Genomic DNA, 23627 nt, shown 5'->3' with positions numbered 1-23627 from the left:
GTTTTGTGAGAACTTTAATAAAACATGGGCTTATAGTAGATGGCAATAAAACACCAGCATATGAAGGGGATATTTTAATAGAAAACGAAAAAATATTAAAAATATCACAGGATTTAAACGAAGAAGCTGACAAAGTTATAGATGCAAAAGGTAGAGTTATATGTCCAGGTTTCATAGATACTCATAGCCATTCAGACCTAGTGATTTTAGTTAATCCATATAATGAGGTAAAGATTAGACAGGGAATTACAACAGAAGTGTTGGGCCAAGATGGAATATCTATGGCCCCTCTACCTCAGGAGCATATATCTTCTTGGAGAAAAAATTTAGCAGGCCTAGATGGTGAAAGTGATGAAATTGATTGGAAATATGAAACAACAGAAAATTATTTGAAAATGATGGATGAAAATGGGGTAGGATTAAATGAAACTTATTTAGTACCTCATGGAAATGTAAGAATGGAAGCAATGGGACTTGAAGATAGACCTGCCACTAAAGAGGAAATTCAAAAGATGTGCGAAATCACAGAAAGAGAATTAAGGGCAGGAGCTATAGGATTGTCAACTGGACTTATATATATACCTTGTGCATATTCATTGACAGAAGAAATTATAGAAATGTGTAAAGTAGTAGCAAAATACGATGGAGTATTTGTAGTTCACCAAAGAAGTGAAGCAGATACGATTTTAACATCAATGGAAGAAATTATAGAAATTGGAAAACAATCAGGAGTAAAAGTTCACTTCTCACACTTTAAGGTTTGTGGTAAATCAAATTGGAAGTATATACCTCAAGTTATAGAACTTTTAGAAAAAGCGGAAAAAGAAGGTATAAGAGTATCATTTGACCAATATCCTTATGCTGCTGGAAGTACAATGCTTGGAGTAGTTTTACCTCCATGGGCACATTCAGGAGGAACTGATAAATTAATAGAAAGATTAAGTGATGAAAACGAAAGAGCAAAAATGAAAAAAGATATAGCAAATGGAATAGAAGGTTGGGATAACTTTATAGAATTTGCTGGAATAGACCAAATCTTTGTAACAAGTGTAAAGACAGAAAAAAATCAAGATACAATTGGTAAGAGCCTACTAGAAATTGGAAAGATGAGAGGTAAAGACCCATTAGATGCAACGTTTGATTTATTAAAAGAAGAAGAAAATGCAGTTGGAATGGTAGATTTCTATGGATTAGAAGAACATATAATAGGTTTTATGAAAAGAGACGAACAAAATGTATGTACAGATGGTCTTTTAGCAGGTAAGCCACATCCAAGAGCATACGGTTCTTTCCCTAAAATACTAGGAAGATATGTTAGAGAATTAAATGTACTAACAGTTGAAGAAGCTGTTTACAAAATGACTAAAAAAGCAGCAGTAAGCTTTAGTATAAAAGATAGAGGGGAACTAAAAGAAGGATATTTTGCAGACTTAGTTATATTTGACAAGGATACTGTTAGTGGATGTGATGATTTTATCAATTCTATGCAATATCCTACAGGTATAGATTATGTAATTATAAATGGAAATTGTGTTGTTGAAGAAGGAAAATACAATAAAATTAAAGCAGGAAAAGTACTTAAAAATTAAATCTTAGCTTTAAGGAGGAATAAATTTATGATTTTAGTGGGGAATGGGAGGCTAATAAGCCAAGATTCTTTAAATCCCTATATGGAAGATGGATGTGTTGTAATAAATGACAATCTGATTGAAGATATAGGTACTACTGAGGAAATGAAAGCGAAATATCCAGTACATGAATTTATAGATGCAGGCAAGAAGATAATCATGCCTGGTCTAATAAATTCACATATGCATATATACAGTTCATTTGCTAGAGGTATGGCAGTTCCAGGTAAACCATCTGAAAATTTTTTAGAAATATTAAATAATTTATGGTGGAGACTTGATAAACAACTTACACTAGAAGATACAAAATACAGTGCATATGCAACTTATATAGAGTGTATAAAAAATGGTGTCACAACAGTTTATGACCATCATGCAAGTCCAAATGCAATTGAAGGTAGTTTATTTACAATATCAGATGTTGCAAAAGATTTGGGAATAAGAACATGTCTTTGTTATGAGGTATCTGATAGAGATGGTGGAGATACAATACAACAAGGTATCAATGAAAATGTAAACTTCATAAAATATGCTCAAAAAGATGATACAGACATGATAAAGGGAATGTTTGGTCTTCATGCTGCATTTACATTGTCTGATGATACATTAAATAAGTGTGCTTCAGAAATGGCTGGTCTTGATACGGGTTATCATGTACATGTTGCTGAAGGATTAGCAGACTTACAATACAATGTAGATAAATATGGAAAAAGAGTTTTAGAAAGATTTAATGATTTTGGTGTGCTAAAAGAAAAGACTATAGCAGTTCATTGTATATATATAAGCACAGATGAAATCAATCTTTTAAATAAAACTAATACATTTGTAGTTCATAATCCAGAATCTAATATGGGAAATGCAGTTGGATGTTCTCCTGCAATAGAATTACTAAAAAGAGGTGTTACAGTAGGTCTAGGAACTGATGGATACACTAGTGATATGTTTGAATCATTAAAAGTTGCTAATATAATTCATAAACACCACTTGAGTGACCCAAGAGTTGGATTTGGAGAATCACAAACAATGTTATTTGATAACAATAAAAAAATAGCAAAAGCTTATTATAAAAATGACCTAGGTATACTTAAAAAAGGTGCTTATGCGGATGTTATAGTAGTTGATTATATACCACATACTCCATTGACAGAAAACACAATAGGGGGACACATCATATTTGGAATGAGTGGAAGAAGCGTGGACACAACTATTATAAATGGAAAAGTACTTATGAAAGATAGAAAGTTAGTAAACATTGATGAAGAAAGTATTTTAGTTAAGAGTAGAGAACTAAGTCAAAACCTATGGAATAGAATCTAAATAATTGATATTAACATACAAGGAAGAAACAAGAATCTAAATGTTAAAAAGAGAATTTAGACAAAAGTAGAATTTAAATGAAGTATATAGATAAAAAATATACGGAATAGAATATTAAACTAAATATAGAAGGGAGACCCAACATGTCTCAAAATGAAAGCCCTAAAATAGCTCCAGTAGATGAAAGGTTACCTGTATCCAAATCTTGGGTATTTTCACTACAGCACGTTTTAGCAATGTGTGCAGGAGCGGTAGCAGTTCCTATGATGATAGGAAGTGCTGCACGACTAGATCATGCTAGTATTGTTTTTTTAATAAATGCTTGCTTGTTTATGGCAGGTATAGGAACACTCATACAAAGTGTTGGTATAGGAAATATTGTAGGCGCTAAAATACCAGTAATTGAAGGAACTAGTTTTGCCGCTGTGGCAGGTATGACAGCAATAGCCTCATCATATAGTGATTCTCAAGTTGCAATACAGACAGTATTTGGCTCTGTAATAGTAGCTGGACTGTTTTGTATATTACTTGCTCCAGTATTTGAAAAACTAATAAGATTCTTCCCTAGTGTAGTTACTGGAACAGTTGTTATGGTAATAGGTATTTCACTATTCCCAGTTGGGATAAAGTGGATAACTGACAACAAATTGGAAGCGGTTGAACCAAACTCATTAGCATTAGCTTTAGCAGTATTGGCGATAACTTTACTTTCATTTAAATTCTTAAAAGGAATTTGGAATAGTACAGCAATATTGGTAGGTATAGTACTTGGTACATTACTTTCTATGGCAGTTGGAATGGCTGATTTTAGTGCAGTAAATGGTGTTGGATGGCTTAATCTAAATGTACCTTTAAAATTTGGAATGCCTAGATTTGAAGCATCTGCAATATTATCATTATGCTTAATTATGTTAGTACTTATGACAGAATCAGTTGGTAATATGATAGCTATTCACGAAATGGTAGACAAAGAGGTAACTGGTAAAAATATTAAAAGAGGTCTATTTGGAGATGGAATATCTACAGCTTTATCTGGGATATTCAACTCATTCCCAATAACTCCATTTGGTCAAAACACAGGAATTGTTGGGCTTACAGGTATTAAATCAAGATTTATTGCAGTTTATGCAGGGGTAATATTGCTAGTGCTTGGTTTCTTACCAAAGTTTGCAGCTATAATAGGAGCAATACCTAAGCCTGTTCTTGGGGGAGTAGGATTTGCAATGTTTGGAATGGTAATGGTTGGAGGAGTAAAAACTCTAAGTAAAGTAAAATTTGATGGAACTAAAAATGGAGTGATAGTAGCAGTTAGTGTTGGGTTATCTATGATACCACTGACAAATCCTGATTTCTATCATAATTTTCCAACTTGGGTGCAAACGATATTCCACAGTGGAATAACAACAGGAAGTTTATCAGCAGTACTTTTAAATATATTCTTCAATGAATTAGGTTCAAAAAAGGAAAAAACTCCTAAGACTGAAGAAGCAAAATAAGAAGAAATAAACGAAAAGCAACATAGACAAAAGAGTATCTAAGCTAAATATTAAAAAAATATATTTAATTAAGGGAGAGATAATAATATGGCTAATTTAAAAGTTAATTTATATGGAATGGAATTCTTAAATCCAGTTATGACAGCGGCAGGTCCTGGAGCAAAAGATGGTGATCTCTGTCAAGAGGCAGCAAAAGGTGGAGCAGGAGCTATATGTACAAAAACTATATCTGTATTACCAGCAGATGTACCAAGACCATGTATGGCAAAAACTAATAGTGGTTTCTTAAACACAGAATTATGGTCAGAGCTTCCAAAAGAACAATGGATAGAAGAAGAATACAAAAAAGTAAAAGCAGCAGGTCTTCCAGTAATAGTAAGTATGGGATATTCAGCAGAACAAATAGCTGAGGTTGCACCTTTAGTAAAACCTTACGCAGATGCAGTTGAATTATCTACTCATTATGTAGGTACAGACGTTGCTCCAATAGTGAATGCTTTAAAAGCTGCAAAAGCTGTTTTAGATGTACCAGTATTTATGAAAATGAGTCCTCATACTGATATTCAAACTATTGCAAAAGCTGTTGAAGAAGCAGGAGCAGATGGACTTGTAATGATAAACTCATTTGGACCATGTATGGCAATAGATGTAAACACAGGATACCCTATAATGGGAAGTAAAGCTGGATATGGATGGTTATCAGGAGCTCCAATAAGACCATTAGCAATAAGATGTATATATGAAGCTTCTCAAGTTGTAAATATACCAATTATAGGTGTTGGAGGAATAACTTGTGGAAAAGATGTAGCTGAAATGATGATGGCAGGAGCAAGTGCTGTTCAAGTATGTACAGAAGCAATCCTTAAAGGACCTTCTATATATGGAAAAATTGCCAAAGAATTAAATGATTTCTTAGATGAAAATGGATATGCTGATGTTAATGAAATCAAAGGATTAACTCATAAGAAAATGGCAGCTAGAGGATTTAGAACTCATGCAGTAGCTCCAGTTGTAGATGATAATAAGTGCATCAAATGTAAACAATGTGTAACAAGTTGTGTATATGAAGCTTTAGAAGTTACAGATAAATTAAATATAGATGTGGATAAGTGCTTTGGTTGTGGATTATGTGTAACTAGATGTCCAAAAGGAGCTTTAAGCATTTGCTATAATCAAGTAGAAGCTGTGAATGAATAATAATTATATAGAATTTTAGTAATTAACTTAGAGTAATAGATATATTAGGATAATAAAATATATTAGATAAGCAAGTTTATACATTTACTGTGTATAAATGCCCTAGTCAAATTACTTTAAGTTAATTTCTTCAGATAAAATAAATTGATACGTTATAAGTAAGGTGGAGTCTATATGGGAATTGTTTTAAAAGGTGGGAAAGTAGTAACAAGTGAAAAAACTTACTGTGCAGATGTAAGAATAGAAAATGAGAAAATAGTTGATATAGGTATTGATATATCAAAAGAAAATGATGAAATAGTTGATGTTAGTGATTCTTATGTTATACCAGGAGGTATAGATACACACACTCACTTTGACTTAGATACAGGAACTACTAAGACAGCAGATAATTTTGAAACAGGAACAAAAGCTGCAATAGTTGGAGGTACTACGACTATCTTAGATTTTGCTACACAATCGAGAGGTTGTTCTTTAAAAGAAGGATTAGATGAGTGGCATGAAAAAGCTAGAGATAAATCTTATTCAGACTATGGTTTTCACATGGCTATAACAGACTGGAATGCTTCAGTTTGTAATGAAATGGAAGACATGGTGAAAGAGGGAGTATCCTCATTTAAATTGTATATGGCATATAAAGGAAGCCTTCAAGTTGATGATGGTGTTATCTTTGAAGCTTTGAGAAAAGCAGAAGAGGTAGGAGGAATTATTGGATTCCATTGTGAAAATGGGGATATAATATGTGAACTTGTGGATAAAGCAAAAGCAGAAAATAATTTATCTCCAAAATATCATCAATTAACTAGACCAGCTATATTAGAAGCAGAAGCTACTTCAAGACTTATGAAGATAGCAGAAGTTGCAAATTCTAAGGTGTATGTTGTTCATCTAAGTTGTAAAGAATCTTTGGAAGAAGTTCTAAAAGCTAAGCAAAGAGGAGTAGACGTGATAGTTGAAACTTGTCCTCAATACCTTCTATTAAGTGATGAATTATACGATTTAGATGGATTTGAAAGTGCTAAATATGTAATGTCACCACCTTTAAGAAATAAAGAAAATAATGAAATTTTATGGAATGCTATTTCAAATAATCAAATAGATACTATAGGTACAGACCACTGTTCTTTTAATTATAAGGGGCAAAAGGAACTTGGAATAAACGATTTCAGTAAAATTCCTAATGGTTCTCCAGGTGTGGAACATAGAATGAGTGTTTTATACACATATGGAGTCTGTAAAAATAAAATATCTATCAACAAGATGGTAGAAGTAACATCGACTAATGCCGCTAAATTATTTGGGATGTATCCTGAAAAAGGAACTATAGAAATAGGTAGTGATGCAGATATATTAGTTTTAAATCCAAATAAAAAATCTAAAATAGAAGCAAAAAAACAATTACAAAATGTAGATTATACGCCTTATGAAGGTTATGAAGTAGATTGTCAAATAGAGCATGTTTATTTAAGAGGAAAAGAAGTTGTTAGAGAGGGAGAATTAATTTGTAATACTCCAAGTGGGAGATATATAAAAAGGCGTCTAACAGAGGGGGCTAGAGAATGGTAGAATTTATATTAAACGGAGAGAAAGTTGTTGCAAAAGAAGGCAAAAAACTTTTAGACTTCCTTAGAGAAGATATGAATATAACTTCAGTTAAAAATGGCTGTTCAGAAGGTGCTTGCGGAACTTGTATGGTCATAATAGATGGTAAAGCAACTAAAGCATGTGTATTTAAAACTGATAAATTAGCTGGAAAAAATATAACAACTATAGAAGGATTATCAGAAAGAGAAAGAGATGTTTTTGCATATTCTTTTGCCAGCCAAGGAGCTGTTCAATGTGGATTTTGTATCCCAGGTATGGTAATTAGTTCAAAAGCACTTATAGACGTTAATAATAATCCTACTGAAGATGACATAAAAAAAGCTTTAAAAGGTAATATATGTAGATGTACAGGTTATGTAAAAATAATTAAAGCGGTGAGTTTGGCAGCAAAGATATTTAGAGAAGATATAGATGTGCCAAAAGTAAACTGCAAAGGTCTAGTTGGTGAAAGTCTTCATAGAGTTGATGCAGTAGGTAAAACACTTGGATACTCTGAATATGTAGATGATATAAGATTAGAAGGTATGATTTATGGTTCAGCAGTTAGAGCCAAATATCCAAGAGCATTAGTTAAAAAGATAGATATAGAAGAAGCAAAAGCTTACCCAGGAGTTGTTGCAGTTCTTACAGCTAAAGATATTCCAGGAACTATAAAAGTAGGCCACTTAAAGAAAGATTGGGATACTTTAATCCCAGAAGGCGAAATAACTAGATATTTAGGGGATGGAATAGTTTTAGTAGCAGCAGAAACTAGAGAAGCGTTGGAAGAAGCGAAAAAACTAGTTAAGATAGATTATGAAGAATTGACACCTTTAAGTACTACAGCAGAGGCACTTAAAGAAGATGCTCCAAAGATACATGAAACAGGTAATGTACTTGTTAAGGAACACTTAGTAAGAGGAAATGCTGAAGAAAAAATAAGAAATTCAAAATATATTGTAACTAAAAAATACACTACACCTGCAACAGAACATGCATTTTTAGAACCTGAATGTGCAGTGGCAGGTCCTTATGAAGAAGATGGAGTAATAATCTACTCAACAGACCAGGGGGTATTTGCTACTCAACATGAATGTGCAGATATGTTAGGATTACCACATGAAAAAGTAAGAGTGATAAATAAGATGGTAGGAGGCGGATTTGGTGGAAAAGAAGATATGAGTGTTCAACACCATGCAGCCTTACTTGCATACCATACTAAGAGATTTGTAAAAGTTCAGCTTACAAGAAAAGAAAGTATCATTGTTCATCCAAAAAGACATGCTACAGAAATGGAATTTACAACAGCATGTGATGAAAATGGCTATCTAACAGGTATGAAAGCAACTATAATATCTGATACAGGTGCTTATGCATCTCTTGGAGGGCCAGTATTACAAAGATTATGTACTCATGCAGCAGGACCATACAATTATCAGGATATTGATATAACTGGAACAGCAGTATATACTAATAATCCTCCTGGAGGAGCATTTAGAGGTTTTGGAGTTACGCAAAGTTGTTTTGCTACAGAGTGTAACTTAAATTTACTTGCTGAAATGGCTGGAATATCACCTTGGGAAATAAGATATAAAAATGCAATAAGACCTGGCCAAGTTTTACCAAATGGCCAATTTGCAGATGAAGGTACAGCAATGGCAGAAACATTAGAAGCTGTAAAAGAAGAGTATGAAAAACACCCACGTGCAGGTATAGCTTGTGCAATGAAAAATAGTGGTGTAGGGGTTGGGATACCTGATGTTGGAAGATGTAGATTGGTAATAAAAGATGGCAAAGTTCATATAAGAACAAGTGCCTCTTGTATAGGTCAAGGTCTTGGTACTGTTATGACTCAAGTGGTTTGTGAAACTGCTAATTTACTACCTGAAAACATAGTGCATGAAGTTCCTGATACTCACTTGACACCAGACTCTGGAAATACTACAGCTTCAAGACAGACAGTGTTTACAGGTGAAGCTACTAAGGTAGCATCAATTAAATTAAAAGAAGCTCTAGCAACTGGTAAAGTATTGTCTGATTTAGAGGGAGAAGAATTTTACGGAGAATATGCAAGTGTTACAGACAAAATGGGTTCTGATAAAGAAAATCCAGTAAGCCATGTAGCTTATGGATATGCAACACAAGTTGTAATGCTAGATGAAAATGGAAAATTAGAGAAAGTAGTAGCAGCACATGACGTAGGAAGAGCTATAAACCCAATCAGTTTAGAAGGGCAAATAGAAGGTGGAGTTGTTATGGGTCTTGGATATGCCTTAACAGAGGATTACCCAGTAGTTAACTCTGTACCTACAGCTAAATTTGGTACATTAGGCTTATTTAAGTCTACAGATATACCAGAAATACAAGCTGTAATAGTTGAAAAAAACAAAGATTTATTGGCTTATGGTGCAAAAGGTGTGGGAGAGATTTGTACAGTTCCTACTGCTCCAGCAGTGCAAAATGCTTATTATGTATTTGATAAAGAGTTTAGAACTGAACTACCACTTCAAAATACGCCATATAGTAAAAAAAAGTAACAAAAAAATAAATATTAAATAAAAAAAATCAATTAAATTGTAAATAAAAAAAACCCTTTTGCATAAGGTATATTTTAAATGATAGAATATACATATACAGGAGGGTTTTTCTTTTATAAAATAAGTTTAATAAAATTGAGAGGTGAGCAAAATGAATTTTAATAATAGTCTAGAATTAACTCAGTCTCAGAAGCTAATAATGACTACACAACTTAAGCAATCATTATCAATATTAAATATGAGTAAGTTGGAGTTAGAAGAAGAGATTAAAAGGGAAGCAGAGAATAACCCATTAGTCGAAGTTGAGAAAAGTGGGGAGATAAATTGGGAAGAATATATAAAAGATATGGAAAAATCAAGACGTTTAGATAGAACAGAAATAAGTTATAACCCTGACAATGAAGTTAATCTAGAAAATTTAGTTAAATATTCGTCAAATTTATATGAGGATTTGAAGTTTCAGATAAGCTTATATAAGCTAACAGATAAACAAATGAAAGTCTGTGAGTATATAATTGATAGCTTAGATGAGGACGGATATTTGAGAACTGAGGAAAAAGTAATTGTTGATACTTTAAAGATAGATGAAGAACTTTTTGAAAAATGCTTGATTAGTGTTCAGCAGTTGGAACCTAGTGGAGTAGGTGCAAGAAGTCTTTCAGAATGTCTGATGATTCAAATGGCAAGCTTAGGAATATATAATGAAATTTTAGAGGAAATCGTTACAAAAGACTTAAATTTAATTGCAAATAATAAATATAAAGAGATAAGCAAAAAATACAATATGTCGCTACAAAAATGCGTCGAACTAATAAATATAATTAAGACATTAGACCCTAAGCCAGGAAGAACATGTTCAGTAGAAAAAAGTGTATATATCCAACCAGATGTAACAGTTGAAAAAATTGATGATGAATTTATTGTATATTTAAATGAAAAAGACTCCTATCAAATAAAAATAAACAGTTATTATAAAGACATACTAAAAAATTCGCAGTCCGATGAAAGTGCAAAGGAATTTATAAAAGAAAGACTAAATTCAGCAACAGGGCTTATGAAAAATATAGAAAGTAGAAAGACTACAGTACTTAAGATTGCAGAAGAAATAGTAAAAGCTCAAGATGAATTTTTGCGAAAAGGAACAAAATATATAAAGCCCTTAAAAATGAAAGACATAGCAGAAAAATTAGATTTTCATGAATCTACTATAAGTAGAGGTGTAAATGGGAAATATATGCTGACACCTTTTGGAGTATATGAATTTAGATACTTTTTCAGTAGTGCTATTGAAACTGAAAATCATGAAATGGCATCTAGTACAAGCATAAAAAAAATTATAAAGGAAACAATAAAAGACGAAAATAAAAAGAAACCTTTAAGTGATGACCATATATCTAAGCTATTAAAAGAAAAAGGAATCAATGTTGCAAGGAGAACAGTTGCCAAGTATCGTGAAGAATTAGGAATTTTGTCTTCAAGTAAGAGAAAAGAATATTAGTAAAAAGAGAAATAAGTATTAGTAAAATAAGGGGAAAAGGCTAATTAAAAGACAAATAAGCATTATACAAATGAATTTAAGTATTGGAAAGAAAATTAAATATTAGGAAAAAATCAGGCCTTATAACGATAACTAGAGTTAAAAAAATACAGAGATAAATAAACTGTTATTGTTAATTTTAAGAGTATAAAAATAAAAACATAAAGTATAAAAACAAAGACATATAGAATCTAGCAGAGTAGAACATATAAGATTGAGTCAAAAATATTAGAATAAAAACCATAAAAATATATGGAAAAAATATTATATAAAAAAGAAAAAATACTGTACTTTGAAAATGGTGGAGAAATTGCTATAAAACAAAAAAATAAAAAAGTTTTTGAAAAACTATTGAAATCTATACGCAAATCCTATAAAATAAAATTATCTTGTGGGACTGAAATAAACACTAGGGACAAAAAAAGTCCCTTAAGGAAAGCAATAAGGAGTATGTTATGAAGAACTTATTAGAAATTCAAAAGAAACTAATTCCACAGGCAATTGAACTTATGGAAAGAAGATACTCTATTTTAAGACAAATATCTTTAAGTGAACCAATAGGTAGAAGAACTTTATCAAATATATTAGAAATTAGTGAAAGAATAATTAGGTCAGAAACAGAGTTTTTAAAAGAGCAAGGACTTATAGATGTTGCTGTATCTGGAATGACTATCACTAAAGAAGGTTCTGATTTATTAGATAAACTTAAAGACATCATGAGTGACATCATGGGACTGTCTAAGTTACAAGATAGGGTCAGAGAAAAGCTTGGAATAAAAAAGGTAATACTAGTTCCTGGAAGTTGTGATGAAAATGGAAGCTTACTAAAAGATGTAACTAGATATGGATGTGAGCATTTCTTAAGTATTTTAAAAGATGGAGATATCGTTTCAATAACAGGGGGAAGCACTATGTTAGAGTTTTCAAACGTTATTAAAACTGATAAAAGGTATCCAAATTCTACAATAGTGCCAGCTAGAGGAAGTATGGGAACTGATGTAGAGATGCAGTCTAATAGTATAGTTGCTTCAGTAAGTAAGAAATTACACTCTAATTGCAAACTTTTACATATACCAGATGAGTTGGACGAGAGTGCAATGAAAACTCTTAGCCAAGTGCCAGAGATTAAGACAACTTTGGAGTATATTAAAAGAACAGACATTTTAGTTTTCAGCATAGGTAGAGCAGATGTCATGGCAAAGAGAAGAAAACTTCCAGAAGATAAAGTCAACGAAATCTTATCTAAAAATGCGGTTGGAGAAGCATTTGGATATTATTTCAACAAAGATGGAGAAATAGTTTATAAATTAAATACTGTTGGAATTGATTTAGAGACAGTTAAAGAAGTAAAAGAAACTATTGCAATCTTTGCAGGAACAGAAAAAGTAGAAGCCTTATTAGCCATATCAAATATGCATAAAAACATGGTTCTTGTAACAGATGAAGAAAGTGCTTATAAGATATTGTCATTATTATAAAAGTCGAGAACTAGCACAGAGCTAGACAACATACATTTACTTTATAGGAGGTAGCGAAAATGGTTAAAGTAGCTATAAATGGATTTGGAAGAATAGGAAGATTAGCATTAAGAAAAATGATGGAGCAACAAGATAAGTTTGAAGTTGTTGCAATAAACGACTTAACAGATGCTAAAATGTTAGCTCATTTATTTAAATATGATACAGCTCAAGGAAGATTTAACGGTGAAATAGAAGTTAAAGAAGGTGCTTTTATAGTAAACGGAAAAGAAATAAAAGTAACAGCAGAAAGAAATCCTGCTGACCTACCATGGGCTGAATTAGGAGTAGACATAGTATTAGAATGTACAGGATTCTTTACTTCTAAAGATAAAGCAGAAGCTCATATACAAGCAGGAGCTAAAAAAGTTGTTATATCTGCACCAGCAACTGGAGATTTAAAAACAATAGTATTCAACACAAACAGTGACATATTAGATGGTTCTGAAACAGTTATATCAGGAGCTTCTTGTACAACTAACTGTTTAGCTCCAATGGCTAAAGTATTAAATGATAAATACGGTATAGAAAAAGGATTAATGACTACTATACATGCATACACTAATGACCAAAATACTTTAGATGGTCCTCATCCAAAAGGTGATTTAAGAAGAGCTAGAGCCGCTGCTGGAAATATAGTTCCAAACACTACAGGAGCTGCAAAAGCAATCGGTCTAGTAATACCTGCATTAAAAGGAAAATTAGATGGAGCAGCACAAAGAGTACCAGTTGTAACTGGTTCAATAACTGAATTAGTTTGTACATTAGGAAAAAATGTTACAGTTGAAGAAATAAATGCAGCTATGAAAGAAGCTTCAAACGAATCTTTCGGATACACTGAAGAAATGTTAGTATCTTCTGATATAATCGGAATAAGCTACGGTTCATTATTTGACGCTACTCAAACAAAAGTTATGGAAGTAGATGGAAAACAATTAGTTAAAGTTGTTTCTTGGTATGACAATGAAATGTCTTATACTTCTCAATTAATAAGAACTTTAGGATACTTTGCACAATTAGCAAAATAGTCAGCTTTTAGAAAATAGAAAAGTAGATTGACAAAGTCCGAGTTTGTAGTTTAACACTACGGACTCTGGACTTTTTTTAAGAAAAAATATATAAAATACACCTAAATAATGTTACATACTATATATAAAAATATGATAATATGATATATTTAATAGGGTAAAAGTATGTACTATATTATACTTGGCAATAAAAAATTACTTTATTAAAAGGAGAGATATTTATGTCAATGCTAAACAAAAAAACTATAGAAGATATTGATGTGTGCGGGAAAAAAGTATTAGTGAGATGTGACTTTAATGTACCATTACAAGATGGTGTAATTACTGATGAAAATAGATTAAACGGAGCTTTACCAACAATTCAATATTTAATTTCTAAAGGAGCAAAAGTTATATTATGTTCTCATTTAGGAAAACCAAAGGGAGAAGCTAAGCCAGAATTATCTTTAGCACCAGTTGCAAAGAGATTATCTGAAATGTTAGGTAAAGAAGTTGTGTTTGCAGCAGATGATAATGTTGTAGGAGAAAATGCAAAAAGAGCTACTGAAAAAATGGAAAACGGAGATGTAGTATTATTAGAAAATACTAGATATAGAAAAGAAGAAACTAAAAATGAAGAAAACTACTCTAAAGAATTAGCTTCACTTGCTGAAATATTTGTAAATGATGCATTTGGAACTGCTCATAGAGCACATTGTTCAACTGTTGGAGCAGGAGAATTTTTACAAGAGAGAGTTTGCGGATACTTAATTCAAAAAGAATTAAAATTCTTAGGAGAAGCTGTTGCAAATCCTGTAAGACCATTTACAGCGATACTTGGAGGAGCTAAGGTTTCTGATAAATTAGCTGTTATAAATGAATTATTAGAAAAAGTTGATAATCTAATAATAGGTGGAGGAATGGCTTATACATTCCTAAAAGCTCAAGGTTATGAAGTAGGAACATCTTTACTTGAAATAGATAAAGTAGAATATGCAAAAGAAATGATGGAAAAAGCTAAGGCTAAAGGAGTTAATTTATTATTACCAGTAGATGTTGTCATGGCAGACCACTTTGCACCAGATGCAACTCCAATAGTAACGGAAGATGCTAATGTAAAAGAAGATTATATGGGACTAGATATGGGACCTAAGACTATAGCAAACTTTGTAAAAACTATAAAAGAATCAAAAACTGTAGTATGGAACGGACCAATGGGAGTATTTGAATTTGAAAACTTTGCAAATGGAACACTATCAGTAGCTAAAGCTATGGCAGAATTAACTGATGCAACTACTGTAATTGGTGGTGGAGATAGTGCAGCAGCAGTTAATCAATTAGGATTTGGTGATAAGATGACTCACGTATCAACAGGTGGAGGAGCATCACTAGAATTTTTAGAAGGTAAAGAATTACCAGGTATTGCAGCATTAGATAATAAATAAACTACTATATAGAGGAGATTGTAAAATGAGAAAACCTATAATTGCAGGAAACTGGAAAATGCATAAAACAATAAAAGAAGCTTTAGAATTTGTAAATGAAGTTAAAGGCAAAGTTGATGCTGATAAAGCAGAAGCTGTTATATGCGCACCATTTACTTTATTGAAGGATTTAAAAGAAGCTACTAAGGGTACAAATATAAAGATAGGTGCTCAAAATATGCACTTTGAAGAAAAAGGGGCATTTACAGGAGAAGTTTCACCTCTTATGTTAAAAGAAATAGATATGGACTATGTTGTAATAGGACATTCAGAAAGAAGACAATACTTCAATGAAACTGATGAAACTGTAAACAAAAAAGTTTTAAAAGCTCTAGAAGTAGAAATAGACCCAATACTATGTGTTGGTGAGACTTTAGAACAAAGAGAAGCTGGAAAAACTAAAGATGTTTGTAAAGTTCAAGTTGAAAAAGCTTTAGAAAATGTTCTTAAAGATGATTTAGCAAAAGTAGTTGTTGCATATGAGCCAATATGGGCTATTGGAACTGGTAAAACTGCAACTGCTGAAGATGCTAATGATGTTATATCTTATATAAGAGAAGTTATAAAAGGATTATATGGAGAGTTAGCTAATGAAGTTAGAATACAATATGGTGGAAGTGTTAAACCTTCAAATGTAGCTGAAATAATGGGTCAAAGTGATATAGATGGAGCTTTAGTAGGTGGAGCTAGTTTAGCTGCTAATGACTATTTAGACCTTGTTAATTTCTAAGGAGTGAAATGATGAAAAAACCAGTTGCTTTAATTATTATGGACGGGTTTGGATATAATAAGGAAGTTAAGGGAAATGCAATTGCTGAGTCCAAGATTCCTAATTTAGACAGAATAATGAAAAAATATCCAAACACATTAATAAATGCTAGTGGTCTTGATGTTGGTCTACCTGATGGTCAAATGGGAAATTCAGAAGTTGGCCATACTAATATAGGTGCAGGTAGAATTGTATATCAAGATTTAACTAGAATAACAAAATCTATAAAAGATGGTGACTTTTTTAATAATAAAGTTTTATGTGAAGCTATGAACAATGCAAAAGAACATTCTCTTCATGTAATGGGTCTTTTGTCTGATGGTGGAGTACATTCACATATAGACCATCTTAAAGCCATAATCAAAATGGCAAAAGATAAAGGTGTAGAAAAAGTGTATGTTCATGCATTTACTGATGGTAGAGATACTGACCCTCAAAGTGCATTGGAATATGCTAAGAAAGTACAAGCTAGTATGAATGAAATTGGAGTAGGTGAATTTGCTACAGTTTCTGGTAGATACTATGCAATGGATAGAGATAAGAGATGGGAAAGAGTAGAACTTGCATACAATGCTATGGTTAGAGGTATTGGTGAAAAAGCAACTTCTATTGAAGAAGCTATTCAAAACTCTTATGATAATGGAAAAAATGATGAATTTATAATGCCAACAGTTATTGTTAAAGACGATAAAGCAGTTGGAAGTATAAAAGAAAATGATTCAATTATATTCTTTAATTTCAGACCAGATAGAGCAAGACAAATAACAAGAGCTTTAGTAAGTGAAGAGTTTGATGGATTTAAAAGAGAAGAAATTAAAAACTTCTTTGTATGTTTAACAGAATACGATATAACTATAAAAGAAGTGCATATAGCATTTGGACCTCAATCTTTAACTAATACTCTAGGCGAGTATCTAGCTAAAAATGGAAAGACTCAATTAAGAGCTGCTGAAACTGAAAAATATGCACATGTTACTTTCTTCTTCAATGGTGGAGTAGAAGAGCCAAACAAAGGTGAAGAGAGATTATTAATACCTTCTCCAAAGGTTGCAACTTACGACTTACAACCAGAGATGTCTGCATATGAATTAACAGACAAAGCTTTAGAAAGATTAGGAGAAGATAAGTTTGACTTTATAGTTTTAAACTTTGCAAATCCTGACATGGTAGGACATACAGGAAATATTGAAGCAGCTATAAAGGCTGTTGAGACTGTAGATACTTGTGTAGGAAAATTAGTAGACAAAATAATAGAGCTAGGTGGAAGTGCAATAATAACTGCTGACCATGGAAATGCTGAATACATGTTAGACCCACAAACAGGAAAGACTGTAACAGCTCACTCTATTAATCCAGTGCCATTTGTGGTTGTTGGACAAGAATTTGAAGGTGTAAAATTATTAGATTCAGGAAGATTATCTGATATAGCACCAACTGTTTTAGATATGATGAAGTTAGAAAAACCAGAAGAAATGACTGGTCATTCACTTATTTCAAAATAGTTAAATTTAATAAGTATTATCTATTAATCTAGTGCCATTTAAAGTTGTTGGTCAAGAATTTGAAGATGCAAAATTAGGTGCTAGAAATTGTTTAATAAGCTTATAAATTGATTTAATAAAGTTATTGACTTAATAAGTAGTATAGTAACTTACAATAAAATAAACTTAAAAAGTATTTTAGTTTAAGTGTATTTTATAAAGTTTAAATAAAATGATGTAAAAAATAATAATTAATATATATTATAAAATCAAAAATTATTAGAATCATTAGTTGTACATTTTGTGTTTCATGTTTTAAATTTATTTATATATTTATGTATTGAAGATTGATTTTGAATAATAGATAAGTTAAAAATTATAAAAAATAAAATAAAAATAGAAACTTTTACAAATTTACCCATCAAATAAATTTGTATCTAATTTTCAAAAATAACTTTCTGTACTATAATATAATAAGTAGATTAAAACTAGTAGACGGATGTTTACAGTAAATGAAAATTTAACTAATAGAAAAATCGAAGGGAGATATACAAATGTCAGTTATTGAATTAGTATATGCTAGAGAAGTATTAGACTCAAGAGGAAATCCAACTGTAGAAGTTGAAGTAGTATTAGAAGATGGAGCAATGGGAAGAGCAATAGTTCCATCAGGTGCATCTACAGGAGCTTTTGAAGCTGTTGAATTAAGAGATGGAGACAAAGGAAGATACTTAGGAAAAGGTGTAGAAACAGCTGTTGCTAACGTAAATGAAATAATAGCACCAGAAATCGAAGGAATGGATGCATTTGACCAACCAGCGATAGATGCAATGATGATAGAATTAGATGGAACTCCAAACAAAGGTAAATTAGGAGCTAATGCTATATTAGGTGTTTCAATGGCAGTAGCTAGAGCAGCTGCTGATGAAATAGGTTTACCATTATTCCAATACTTAGGTGGAGTAAATGCTAAACAATTACCTGTACCAATGATGAACATATTAAATGGTGGAGAACATGCTGATAATAACGTTGATGTTCAAGAATTCATGATATTACCAGTAGGAGCTTGTTGCTTTAAAGAAGGTTTAAGAATGGGAGCAGAAGTATTCCATTCATTAAAGAAAGTTTTAGGAGAAAAAGGATTAGCTTGTGGTGTAGGTGACGAAGGTGGATTCGCTCCAAACCTAGGTTCAAACAGAGAAGCTTTAGAATTAATAGTTGAAGCTATAACAAAAGCTGGATATAAGCCAGGAGAAGATGTTATGTTAGGACTTGACGTTGCTGCTACAGAAATGTACAACAAAGAAACTAAAAAATACGTTTTAGCTGGAGAAGGAAAAGAATTAACTGCTGCTGAAATGGTTGCTTTATATGAAGATTGGTCAAACAACTTCCCAATAATAACTATAGAAGATGGTTTAGATGAAGAAGATTGGGATGGATGGAAATTATTAACTGAAAAATTAGGAAACAAATTACAATTAGTTGGAGATGACTTATTTGTTACTAATACAGAAAGATTAGAAAAAGGAATTGAAAATGGAGTAGCTAACTCTATATTAGTTAAAGTTAACCAAATAGGTACAATAACTGAAACTTTAGACGCAATAGAAATGGCTAAGAGAGCAGGATACACTGCTGTTATATCTCATAGATCAGGAGAAACTGAAGATTCTACTATAGCAGATTTAGCTGTTGCAGTAAATGCTGGACAAATAAAAACTGGTGCTCCATCAAGAACTGATAGAGTTGCTAAATACAACCAATTATTAAGAATAGAAGAAATGGTTGGAGAGCAAGCTAGATACTGTGGATTAAAATCTTTCTATAACTTAAAAAAATAGTTTTTAAAGATTAAGAAGATAGTATAAAAGATTTTAAGTTTATATTATAAGAGATAAAAGGGATAAGTGTTAATTGATTTTTCAAGTTACTTATCCCTTTTTGTATTTAAATTATTCTTATTAGGAAAATAAATAAAAGCTTTGATATAGATTATTTTAATCACAGTTATCATTAAAAATATTTATTAGTAGAAGTAGGTTTATAATTCAAATATATATCTATATTTCTAAGTGATTGCTATATTTTAAAATAATTGCTATAATTCAAAACTACAGATATATTTTGATGACTTTTGATAGTATATAATGTGTGAGTTGACTATTTTAGGTGTTAATTTATTGATTAATTTAAATATTTTTCTTTTCTAAAATTTATTGATTTTCCTATGTAAAAATACATTAAAATCTTCTAGCAGTTTGATATAAGTTTTGTTTGTGATTTATAATGAAATGGTCTTGAAATGACTATATTATTGTGATACACTAAAGAGTAATGAAATTTAAGTAATAAAAAGATAGGAGGGGCAAGAATGGGCAACATTTTAATGGGTGTGCAAGTAGTACTAGGGATTTTACTAGTAATTAGCATAATGCCTCAAGATTCTAAGAATGCTTTACCTTCAGAGTTTGGTGGAGAAGGAAGTCAAGCTTACTTTAAACCAAAAGGAAAACAAGCATTTCTTGCTAGAGTTACAAAGATAACAGCAGTATTATTTTTTATAAATGCATTGGCACTACTTATAGTTAAGAAGTAGTGATATTGTTGAATAACTGGCCATTATTTAATTAGTGCATTTGCTAGACATTTAAAAATTAAATTTAGTTTTTAATAAAAGTACGTCAACATAAAAAAGTACGAAAAACAAAAGCTGGACTAATGATTTTATATTATTAGTCCAGTTTTTATTTTATAGATTGATTATCTGTTTGTATTTATTGTTTGCATTTATGTACATTTTTTAAAACTAAACAATAAATGGCAACAGTAGTTTCGATATATTTTATGAGATAATATCCATCAAGTTTTATAGTAAAAATAGTTATAATCACATATCTTTTTATGAAACTAAATCAATTTTATATATATTTCTCATGATACTAATTTATTTTATCTAATATTACTAAATAAGATTGTTCTGCTTTAATATAAATATTATTATAAATACTGTAATTATTGAAAATGCAGAAGTAAATACTACAATTTGTCCAGCAAGTTCACTATCAGAATTCATCTGTTGAGCCATTGTAAATGAAGAAATAGCAGTTGGAGCAGATAACATTATCATAAGTGAGGCCAATTCTACATTTCTAAATCCAAGAAAAATGCTGACTGGTAAAAATATAGCAGGTATAAGAATAAGTTTTCCGCACACACCCAGTATAATAGGTCTTATATGTCCCTTTATAGCAGAAAAGCTAAAAGAGCCACCTAGAATTATAAGTGATAGAGGAGTAGCGATTCTAGAAATATCACCAATAGTTTTATGTAAAAATTCAGGGATGTCAATATTTAAAATAAGCATTATCAATCCTATTACAGAAGCGATTATGAGTGGATTTGTTAAAACACCCTTAATCATGTGCTTTATATTTATTTTACCACCTCTAAAAATTTCAAGTATTACGACTGATAATACATTGAACATAGGAACAATAACTGCAATTAATAAAGATGTAACCCCAATATTTTTATCACCAAATAGTGAGATTGTTACAGGTATACCAAATATAACAAAGTTACTGCGAAATATACCTTGTATTAAAGCACCTCTTGTTTTATTATCTTTTTCAATTTTAGGTATAATAAAAACTAAGAGTAAAAAGATTGAAAAAATACTTATAACAGCTACAGCCATAAGTTTGAGGTTGAGAGAGCCATTTAAATCCGTATTGTATATATTAAAAAATAATAATAATGGCAGGAAAGATTTGAAACAAACATTATTCATTTTATTTAAAGTATGTTCATCAAATAAACCTAATTTTTTCAGAGCATACCCAAGTGACATTGTGAGAAACAAAGGAAGAACGACATTTATAGATAGAATTAAATTTTCCAAAGTTTATTCTCCATAACTTGACAATTCAATTAAATTTCCATCAGGGTCTCTTAAGTAAATAGACTTCATTTTACCAAAGACTCCTGTACGTTCTACAATTCCTTGCTCAATTTGAATCCCATTTTGTTCTAAGTTTGTTTTTGTCATGTCAATATTAGTATTTATCTCAAAACACAAATCAGCACTACCTGTTTGTACGTTTTTGCTGTGAGGCGAAAGTTCATGACCTTTTAAATGGACATTTATTTTGAAATCTCCAGAGTAAAGTTCATATCTTTCATTTGTTTTCTTTAGTGTAAAACCAAGTTTTTTATAAAAACTCATACAATTTTCTATATTATTAGTAGTAATGACCACATGGTCTATTTTTTTTATCATAATAACTCCTCGAAATTTTATATAGATTAAAATAGAAAAATAATTTAATAACAATTAAGCTAATCATTAATTAAGTGTAACAAATTAATTAATGATTAGCTATAGTAAATCTAATTAACTAGAATAACTTATTATCAATTAGAATAACTTCCTTTCAATGTAAATCTATCTAAAACATGTCCATCCATGGCTTCAAAAAGCTCATTCATATAAAATCCCTTTTCAAGATTAAGAGTAGTATCAAGTGCAAACACATGTATTTCATAAACATGTGGTCTATCTGGAGGAGCCATGCCACCATATACACTAGCTTCTAATCTGCCAATATCACCTAATTTACTATGCCAACTAGTAGTTCCTTGAATAAAATCAGTAGCTGCTATGCTTTCATTTTCCTTTAATTCATCTTTTGTTATATTTGCAGCTAGCCAATGTATCCATGCAAATCCACATACGGGAACTGAATCTTTGTCCTCTAAAAATACAGCAAAGGATACTGTATGCTCTGGAGCATCTTCAAATTTTAGAGGTAATGAATATGTAGGCATACCACCTTTGTTAAATTGATTTCCTCTTTTCCCATATTTATCTTCTATAACACCATTTACTATACCTGTACTAGTTACTTTCATAATAATTTACCTCCTAAATATATAATAAATTAATAAAAATTTTCTGTAAGTTTATTATATACCAGTTGTAAATAATGGTAAATTACTTACTTTTTTGTGGGTATTAGTTTACTATAAAAGTCCCTTTTCCTCAAGAATATCTTCCATACCATTCTCTAGCATAAAATTAATTCCTATATCTTGCATTATAGATAAAGCATCTAACATCTGTTTTCCACGAATAGGTGTAAGTGAATATTCAACCTTAAGTGGATATCCTTCATAGGTTTTTTTATCAACCAGCCCAAATTCAATTAGTTCTTTAAGTTGTTCAAGCAACATTTTTTGGTTGATTCCATTAATCTCTTTTTCTAGTTTTGATAGAGAAGTTGGACCTATACGTAATCTCCATAATATAATAGACTTCCATTTACCTTTTATCATATCATGTGTTAGTTCTAATGGACATGTATATTTTTCACGAAGCTTCAAGTATAGTCACCTCCAATTTATTTTGCCAAAATACGTTTTGAAGCAAGTTTATATACAAGTTCAACTTTTTTATTTGAAACATCCCACGAGTTTAACTCGTTTTTTACTAAATCTGGATGTTTTTTACTTATGTCTCTGAGAGCATTTCCAACAGATTTTCTTAAGTATTCACTGTCCTCATCTTTCAAACTAGAAAGCAATGATATAGCTACAGTTGGGTTGGTTTTAAAATAGTCTCGGATAGTCCAAACTCTAAGACCTTCTGTAACAGCTCTCTTTATATTTGGATTGTCAGAACTTAACCACTCTTTTATCACAGGAAGTGATTTATCATATCCAACTTCACTACAATAATAATCAAATGATTTAGCTAATATTTCTTGTACCCTCCAGTTTTCATCTTTACTCACATTGTTTTTTAAAAATAATAATGCTTCAGAAATATGTATTGATATAAAGCCTAATATAAACACTGCTAATTCTCTTACTTGATAGTATTCTGATCTATATAAGTAAATTGATAGATAATAACATTTCTTTGAGTCATTATTTTTTACAATTTTTTTAGCAATATTTTCTATTTCTTTAAATCCATTTTCTATGGTAATAATTTTTGCAATTACTTCTTCCAAGTTTATCTCCTCCAATAAGTAGATTAGTTTAAATTTAATATATTATTTATAAT

The 23627-nt window shown here is 31.0% G+C and carries 20 protein-coding genes; 15 read left to right on the top strand and 5 right to left on the bottom strand.

Going from position 1 to position 23627, the window contains the following annotated elements:
* The first annotated feature begins 5 nt into the window (after positions 1-5).
* The 15 genes from KGF50_RS06570 to secG all read left to right on the top strand — a co-directional run bounded on the left by KGF50_RS06570 (position 6) and on the right by secG (position 20156).
* A complete protein-coding gene (locus tag KGF50_RS06570; RefSeq protein ID WP_227433765.1) occupies positions 6-1589 on the top strand; it encodes an N-acyl-D-amino-acid deacylase family protein in 1584 nt (527 codons plus the stop codon).
* A gap of 27 nt (positions 1590-1616) precedes the next feature.
* On the top strand, positions 1617-2945 hold the full coding sequence (gene ssnA / locus KGF50_RS06565) for a putative aminohydrolase SsnA (RefSeq protein ID WP_227847330.1): 1329 nt from the start codon (positions 1617-1619) through the stop codon (positions 2943-2945).
* A gap of 143 nt (positions 2946-3088) precedes the next feature.
* Positions 3089-4441: a nucleobase:cation symporter-2 family protein gene (locus KGF50_RS06560; protein WP_227847329.1), complete on the top strand. Its 1353-nt coding sequence runs from the start codon at positions 3089-3091 to the stop codon at positions 4439-4441.
* 87 nt (positions 4442-4528) lie between these two features.
* On the top strand, positions 4529-5638 hold the full coding sequence (locus KGF50_RS06555; RefSeq protein WP_227433768.1) for a 4Fe-4S binding protein: 1110 nt from the start codon (positions 4529-4531) through the stop codon (positions 5636-5638).
* 174 nt (positions 5639-5812) lie between these two features.
* Complete coding sequence (gene hydA, locus KGF50_RS06550; RefSeq protein WP_227847328.1) at positions 5813-7204, top strand: dihydropyrimidinase; 1392 nt, start codon at positions 5813-5815, stop codon at positions 7202-7204.
* On the top strand, positions 7198-9759 hold the full coding sequence (xdh, locus tag KGF50_RS06545; protein WP_227847327.1) for a selenium-dependent xanthine dehydrogenase: 2562 nt from the start codon (positions 7198-7200) through the stop codon (positions 9757-9759). The genes hydA and xdh overlap by 7 nt, the downstream gene beginning before the upstream one ends.
* Positions 9760-9910: 151 nt before the next feature.
* Complete coding sequence (gene rpoN, locus KGF50_RS06540; RefSeq protein WP_227847326.1) at positions 9911-11257, top strand: RNA polymerase factor sigma-54; 1347 nt, start codon at positions 9911-9913, stop codon at positions 11255-11257.
* 291 nt (positions 11258-11548) lie between these two features.
* On the top strand, positions 11549-11755 hold the full coding sequence (locus tag KGF50_RS06535) for a hypothetical protein (protein WP_227847325.1): 207 nt from the start codon (positions 11549-11551) through the stop codon (positions 11753-11755).
* Entirely contained in the window at positions 11752-12774 is a 1023-nt protein-coding gene (locus KGF50_RS06530; protein WP_227847324.1) for a sugar-binding transcriptional regulator, read from the top strand. Before KGF50_RS06535 ends, KGF50_RS06530 begins: the two co-directional genes overlap by 4 nt.
* Before the next feature lie 59 nt (positions 12775-12833).
* The gene (gap, locus tag KGF50_RS06525; RefSeq protein ID WP_227433773.1) at positions 12834-13841 is read left to right on the top strand and encodes a type I glyceraldehyde-3-phosphate dehydrogenase; all 1008 of its coding nucleotides are present in this window, start codon (positions 12834-12836) and stop codon (positions 13839-13841) included.
* Between the two features lie 221 nt (positions 13842-14062).
* The gene (locus KGF50_RS06520; RefSeq protein ID WP_227847323.1) at positions 14063-15265 is read left to right on the top strand and encodes a phosphoglycerate kinase; all 1203 of its coding nucleotides are present in this window, start codon (positions 14063-14065) and stop codon (positions 15263-15265) included.
* Between the two features lie 25 nt (positions 15266-15290).
* Entirely contained in the window at positions 15291-16034 is a 744-nt protein-coding gene (gene tpiA / locus KGF50_RS06515) for a triose-phosphate isomerase (RefSeq protein WP_227847322.1), read from the top strand.
* An 11-nt stretch (positions 16035-16045) separates the two neighbouring features.
* Complete coding sequence (gpmI, locus tag KGF50_RS06510) at positions 16046-17575, top strand: 2,3-bisphosphoglycerate-independent phosphoglycerate mutase (protein ID WP_413926797.1); 1530 nt, start codon at positions 16046-16048, stop codon at positions 17573-17575.
* Positions 17576-18108: 533 nt separating this feature from the next.
* Positions 18109-19401, top strand: coding sequence for a phosphopyruvate hydratase (eno, locus tag KGF50_RS06505; protein ID WP_227433777.1), 1293 nt, complete (start codon positions 18109-18111; stop codon positions 19399-19401).
* A gap of 530 nt (positions 19402-19931) precedes the next feature.
* Positions 19932-20156, top strand: coding sequence for a preprotein translocase subunit SecG (secG, locus tag KGF50_RS06500; RefSeq protein WP_227433778.1), 225 nt, complete (start codon positions 19932-19934; stop codon positions 20154-20156).
* A gap of 366 nt (positions 20157-20522) precedes the next feature.
* On the opposite strand, the gene KGF50_RS06495 is transcribed toward secG, so the two are convergent.
* The 5 genes from KGF50_RS06495 to KGF50_RS06475 all read right to left on the bottom strand — a co-directional run bounded on the left by KGF50_RS06495 (position 20523) and on the right by KGF50_RS06475 (position 23574).
* Positions 20523-21461 (bottom strand): AEC family transporter, encoded by a 939-nt coding sequence (locus KGF50_RS06495; protein ID WP_227847320.1) that lies wholly within the window; start codon positions 21459-21461, stop codon positions 20523-20525.
* Between the two features lie 3 nt (positions 21462-21464).
* Positions 21465-21839, bottom strand: coding sequence for a VOC family protein (locus KGF50_RS06490; protein ID WP_227847319.1), 375 nt, complete (start codon positions 21837-21839; stop codon positions 21465-21467).
* A gap of 134 nt (positions 21840-21973) precedes the next feature.
* Positions 21974-22471: a YbhB/YbcL family Raf kinase inhibitor-like protein gene (locus KGF50_RS06485; RefSeq protein WP_227847318.1), complete on the bottom strand. Its 498-nt coding sequence runs from the start codon at positions 22469-22471 to the stop codon at positions 21974-21976.
* Positions 22472-22582: 111 nt separating this feature from the next.
* Complete coding sequence (locus KGF50_RS06480) at positions 22583-22942, bottom strand: winged helix-turn-helix transcriptional regulator (protein WP_227847317.1); 360 nt, start codon at positions 22940-22942, stop codon at positions 22583-22585.
* Positions 22943-22959: 17 nt separating this feature from the next.
* Complete coding sequence (locus KGF50_RS06475) at positions 22960-23574, bottom strand: DNA alkylation repair protein (protein ID WP_227433785.1); 615 nt, start codon at positions 23572-23574, stop codon at positions 22960-22962.
* Positions 23575-23627: the final 53 nt, after the last annotated feature.

It is taken from the genome of Clostridioides sp. ZZV15-6598 (assembly GCF_020657705.1).
Taxonomy (GTDB): domain Bacteria; phylum Bacillota; class Clostridia; order Peptostreptococcales; family Peptostreptococcaceae; genus Clostridioides; species Clostridioides difficile_F.
This window is presented reverse-complemented; position numbering and strand designations above follow the sequence as displayed.

What these genes read in the sequence shown, in the direction of transcription:
- ssnA (WP_227847330.1), top strand. Translation starts at nt 1,617, where the DNA reads ATGATTTTAGTGGGGAATGGGAGGCTAATAAGCCAAGATTCTTTAAAT.
- KGF50_RS06560 (WP_227847329.1), top strand. Translation starts at nt 3,089, where the DNA reads ATGTCTCAAAATGAAAGCCCTAAAATAGCTCCAGTAGATGAAAGGTTA.
- KGF50_RS06555 (WP_227433768.1), top strand. Translation starts at nt 4,529, where the DNA reads ATGGCTAATTTAAAAGTTAATTTATATGGAATGGAATTCTTAAATCCA.
- hydA (WP_227847328.1), top strand. Translation starts at nt 5,813, where the DNA reads ATGGGAATTGTTTTAAAAGGTGGGAAAGTAGTAACAAGTGAAAAAACT.
- xdh (WP_227847327.1), top strand. Translation starts at nt 7,198, where the DNA reads ATGGTAGAATTTATATTAAACGGAGAGAAAGTTGTTGCAAAAGAAGGC.
- rpoN (WP_227847326.1), top strand. Translation starts at nt 9,911, where the DNA reads ATGAATTTTAATAATAGTCTAGAATTAACTCAGTCTCAGAAGCTAATA.
- KGF50_RS06535 (WP_227847325.1), top strand. Translation starts at nt 11,549, where the DNA reads ATGGAAAAAATATTATATAAAAAAGAAAAAATACTGTACTTTGAAAAT.
- KGF50_RS06530 (WP_227847324.1), top strand. Translation starts at nt 11,752, where the DNA reads ATGAAGAACTTATTAGAAATTCAAAAGAAACTAATTCCACAGGCAATT.
- gap (WP_227433773.1), top strand. Translation starts at nt 12,834, where the DNA reads ATGGTTAAAGTAGCTATAAATGGATTTGGAAGAATAGGAAGATTAGCA.
- KGF50_RS06520 (WP_227847323.1), top strand. Translation starts at nt 14,063, where the DNA reads ATGTCAATGCTAAACAAAAAAACTATAGAAGATATTGATGTGTGCGGG.
- tpiA (WP_227847322.1), top strand. Translation starts at nt 15,291, where the DNA reads ATGAGAAAACCTATAATTGCAGGAAACTGGAAAATGCATAAAACAATA.
- gpmI (WP_413926797.1), top strand. Translation starts at nt 16,046, where the DNA reads ATGAAAAAACCAGTTGCTTTAATTATTATGGACGGGTTTGGATATAAT.
- eno (WP_227433777.1), top strand. Translation starts at nt 18,109, where the DNA reads ATGTCAGTTATTGAATTAGTATATGCTAGAGAAGTATTAGACTCAAGA.
- secG (WP_227433778.1), top strand. Translation starts at nt 19,932, where the DNA reads ATGGGCAACATTTTAATGGGTGTGCAAGTAGTACTAGGGATTTTACTA.
- KGF50_RS06490 (WP_227847319.1), bottom strand. Translation starts at nt 21,839, where the DNA reads ATGATAAAAAAAATAGACCATGTGGTCATTACTACTAATAATATAGAA.
- KGF50_RS06485 (WP_227847318.1), bottom strand. Translation starts at nt 22,471, where the DNA reads ATGAAAGTAACTAGTACAGGTATAGTAAATGGTGTTATAGAAGATAAA.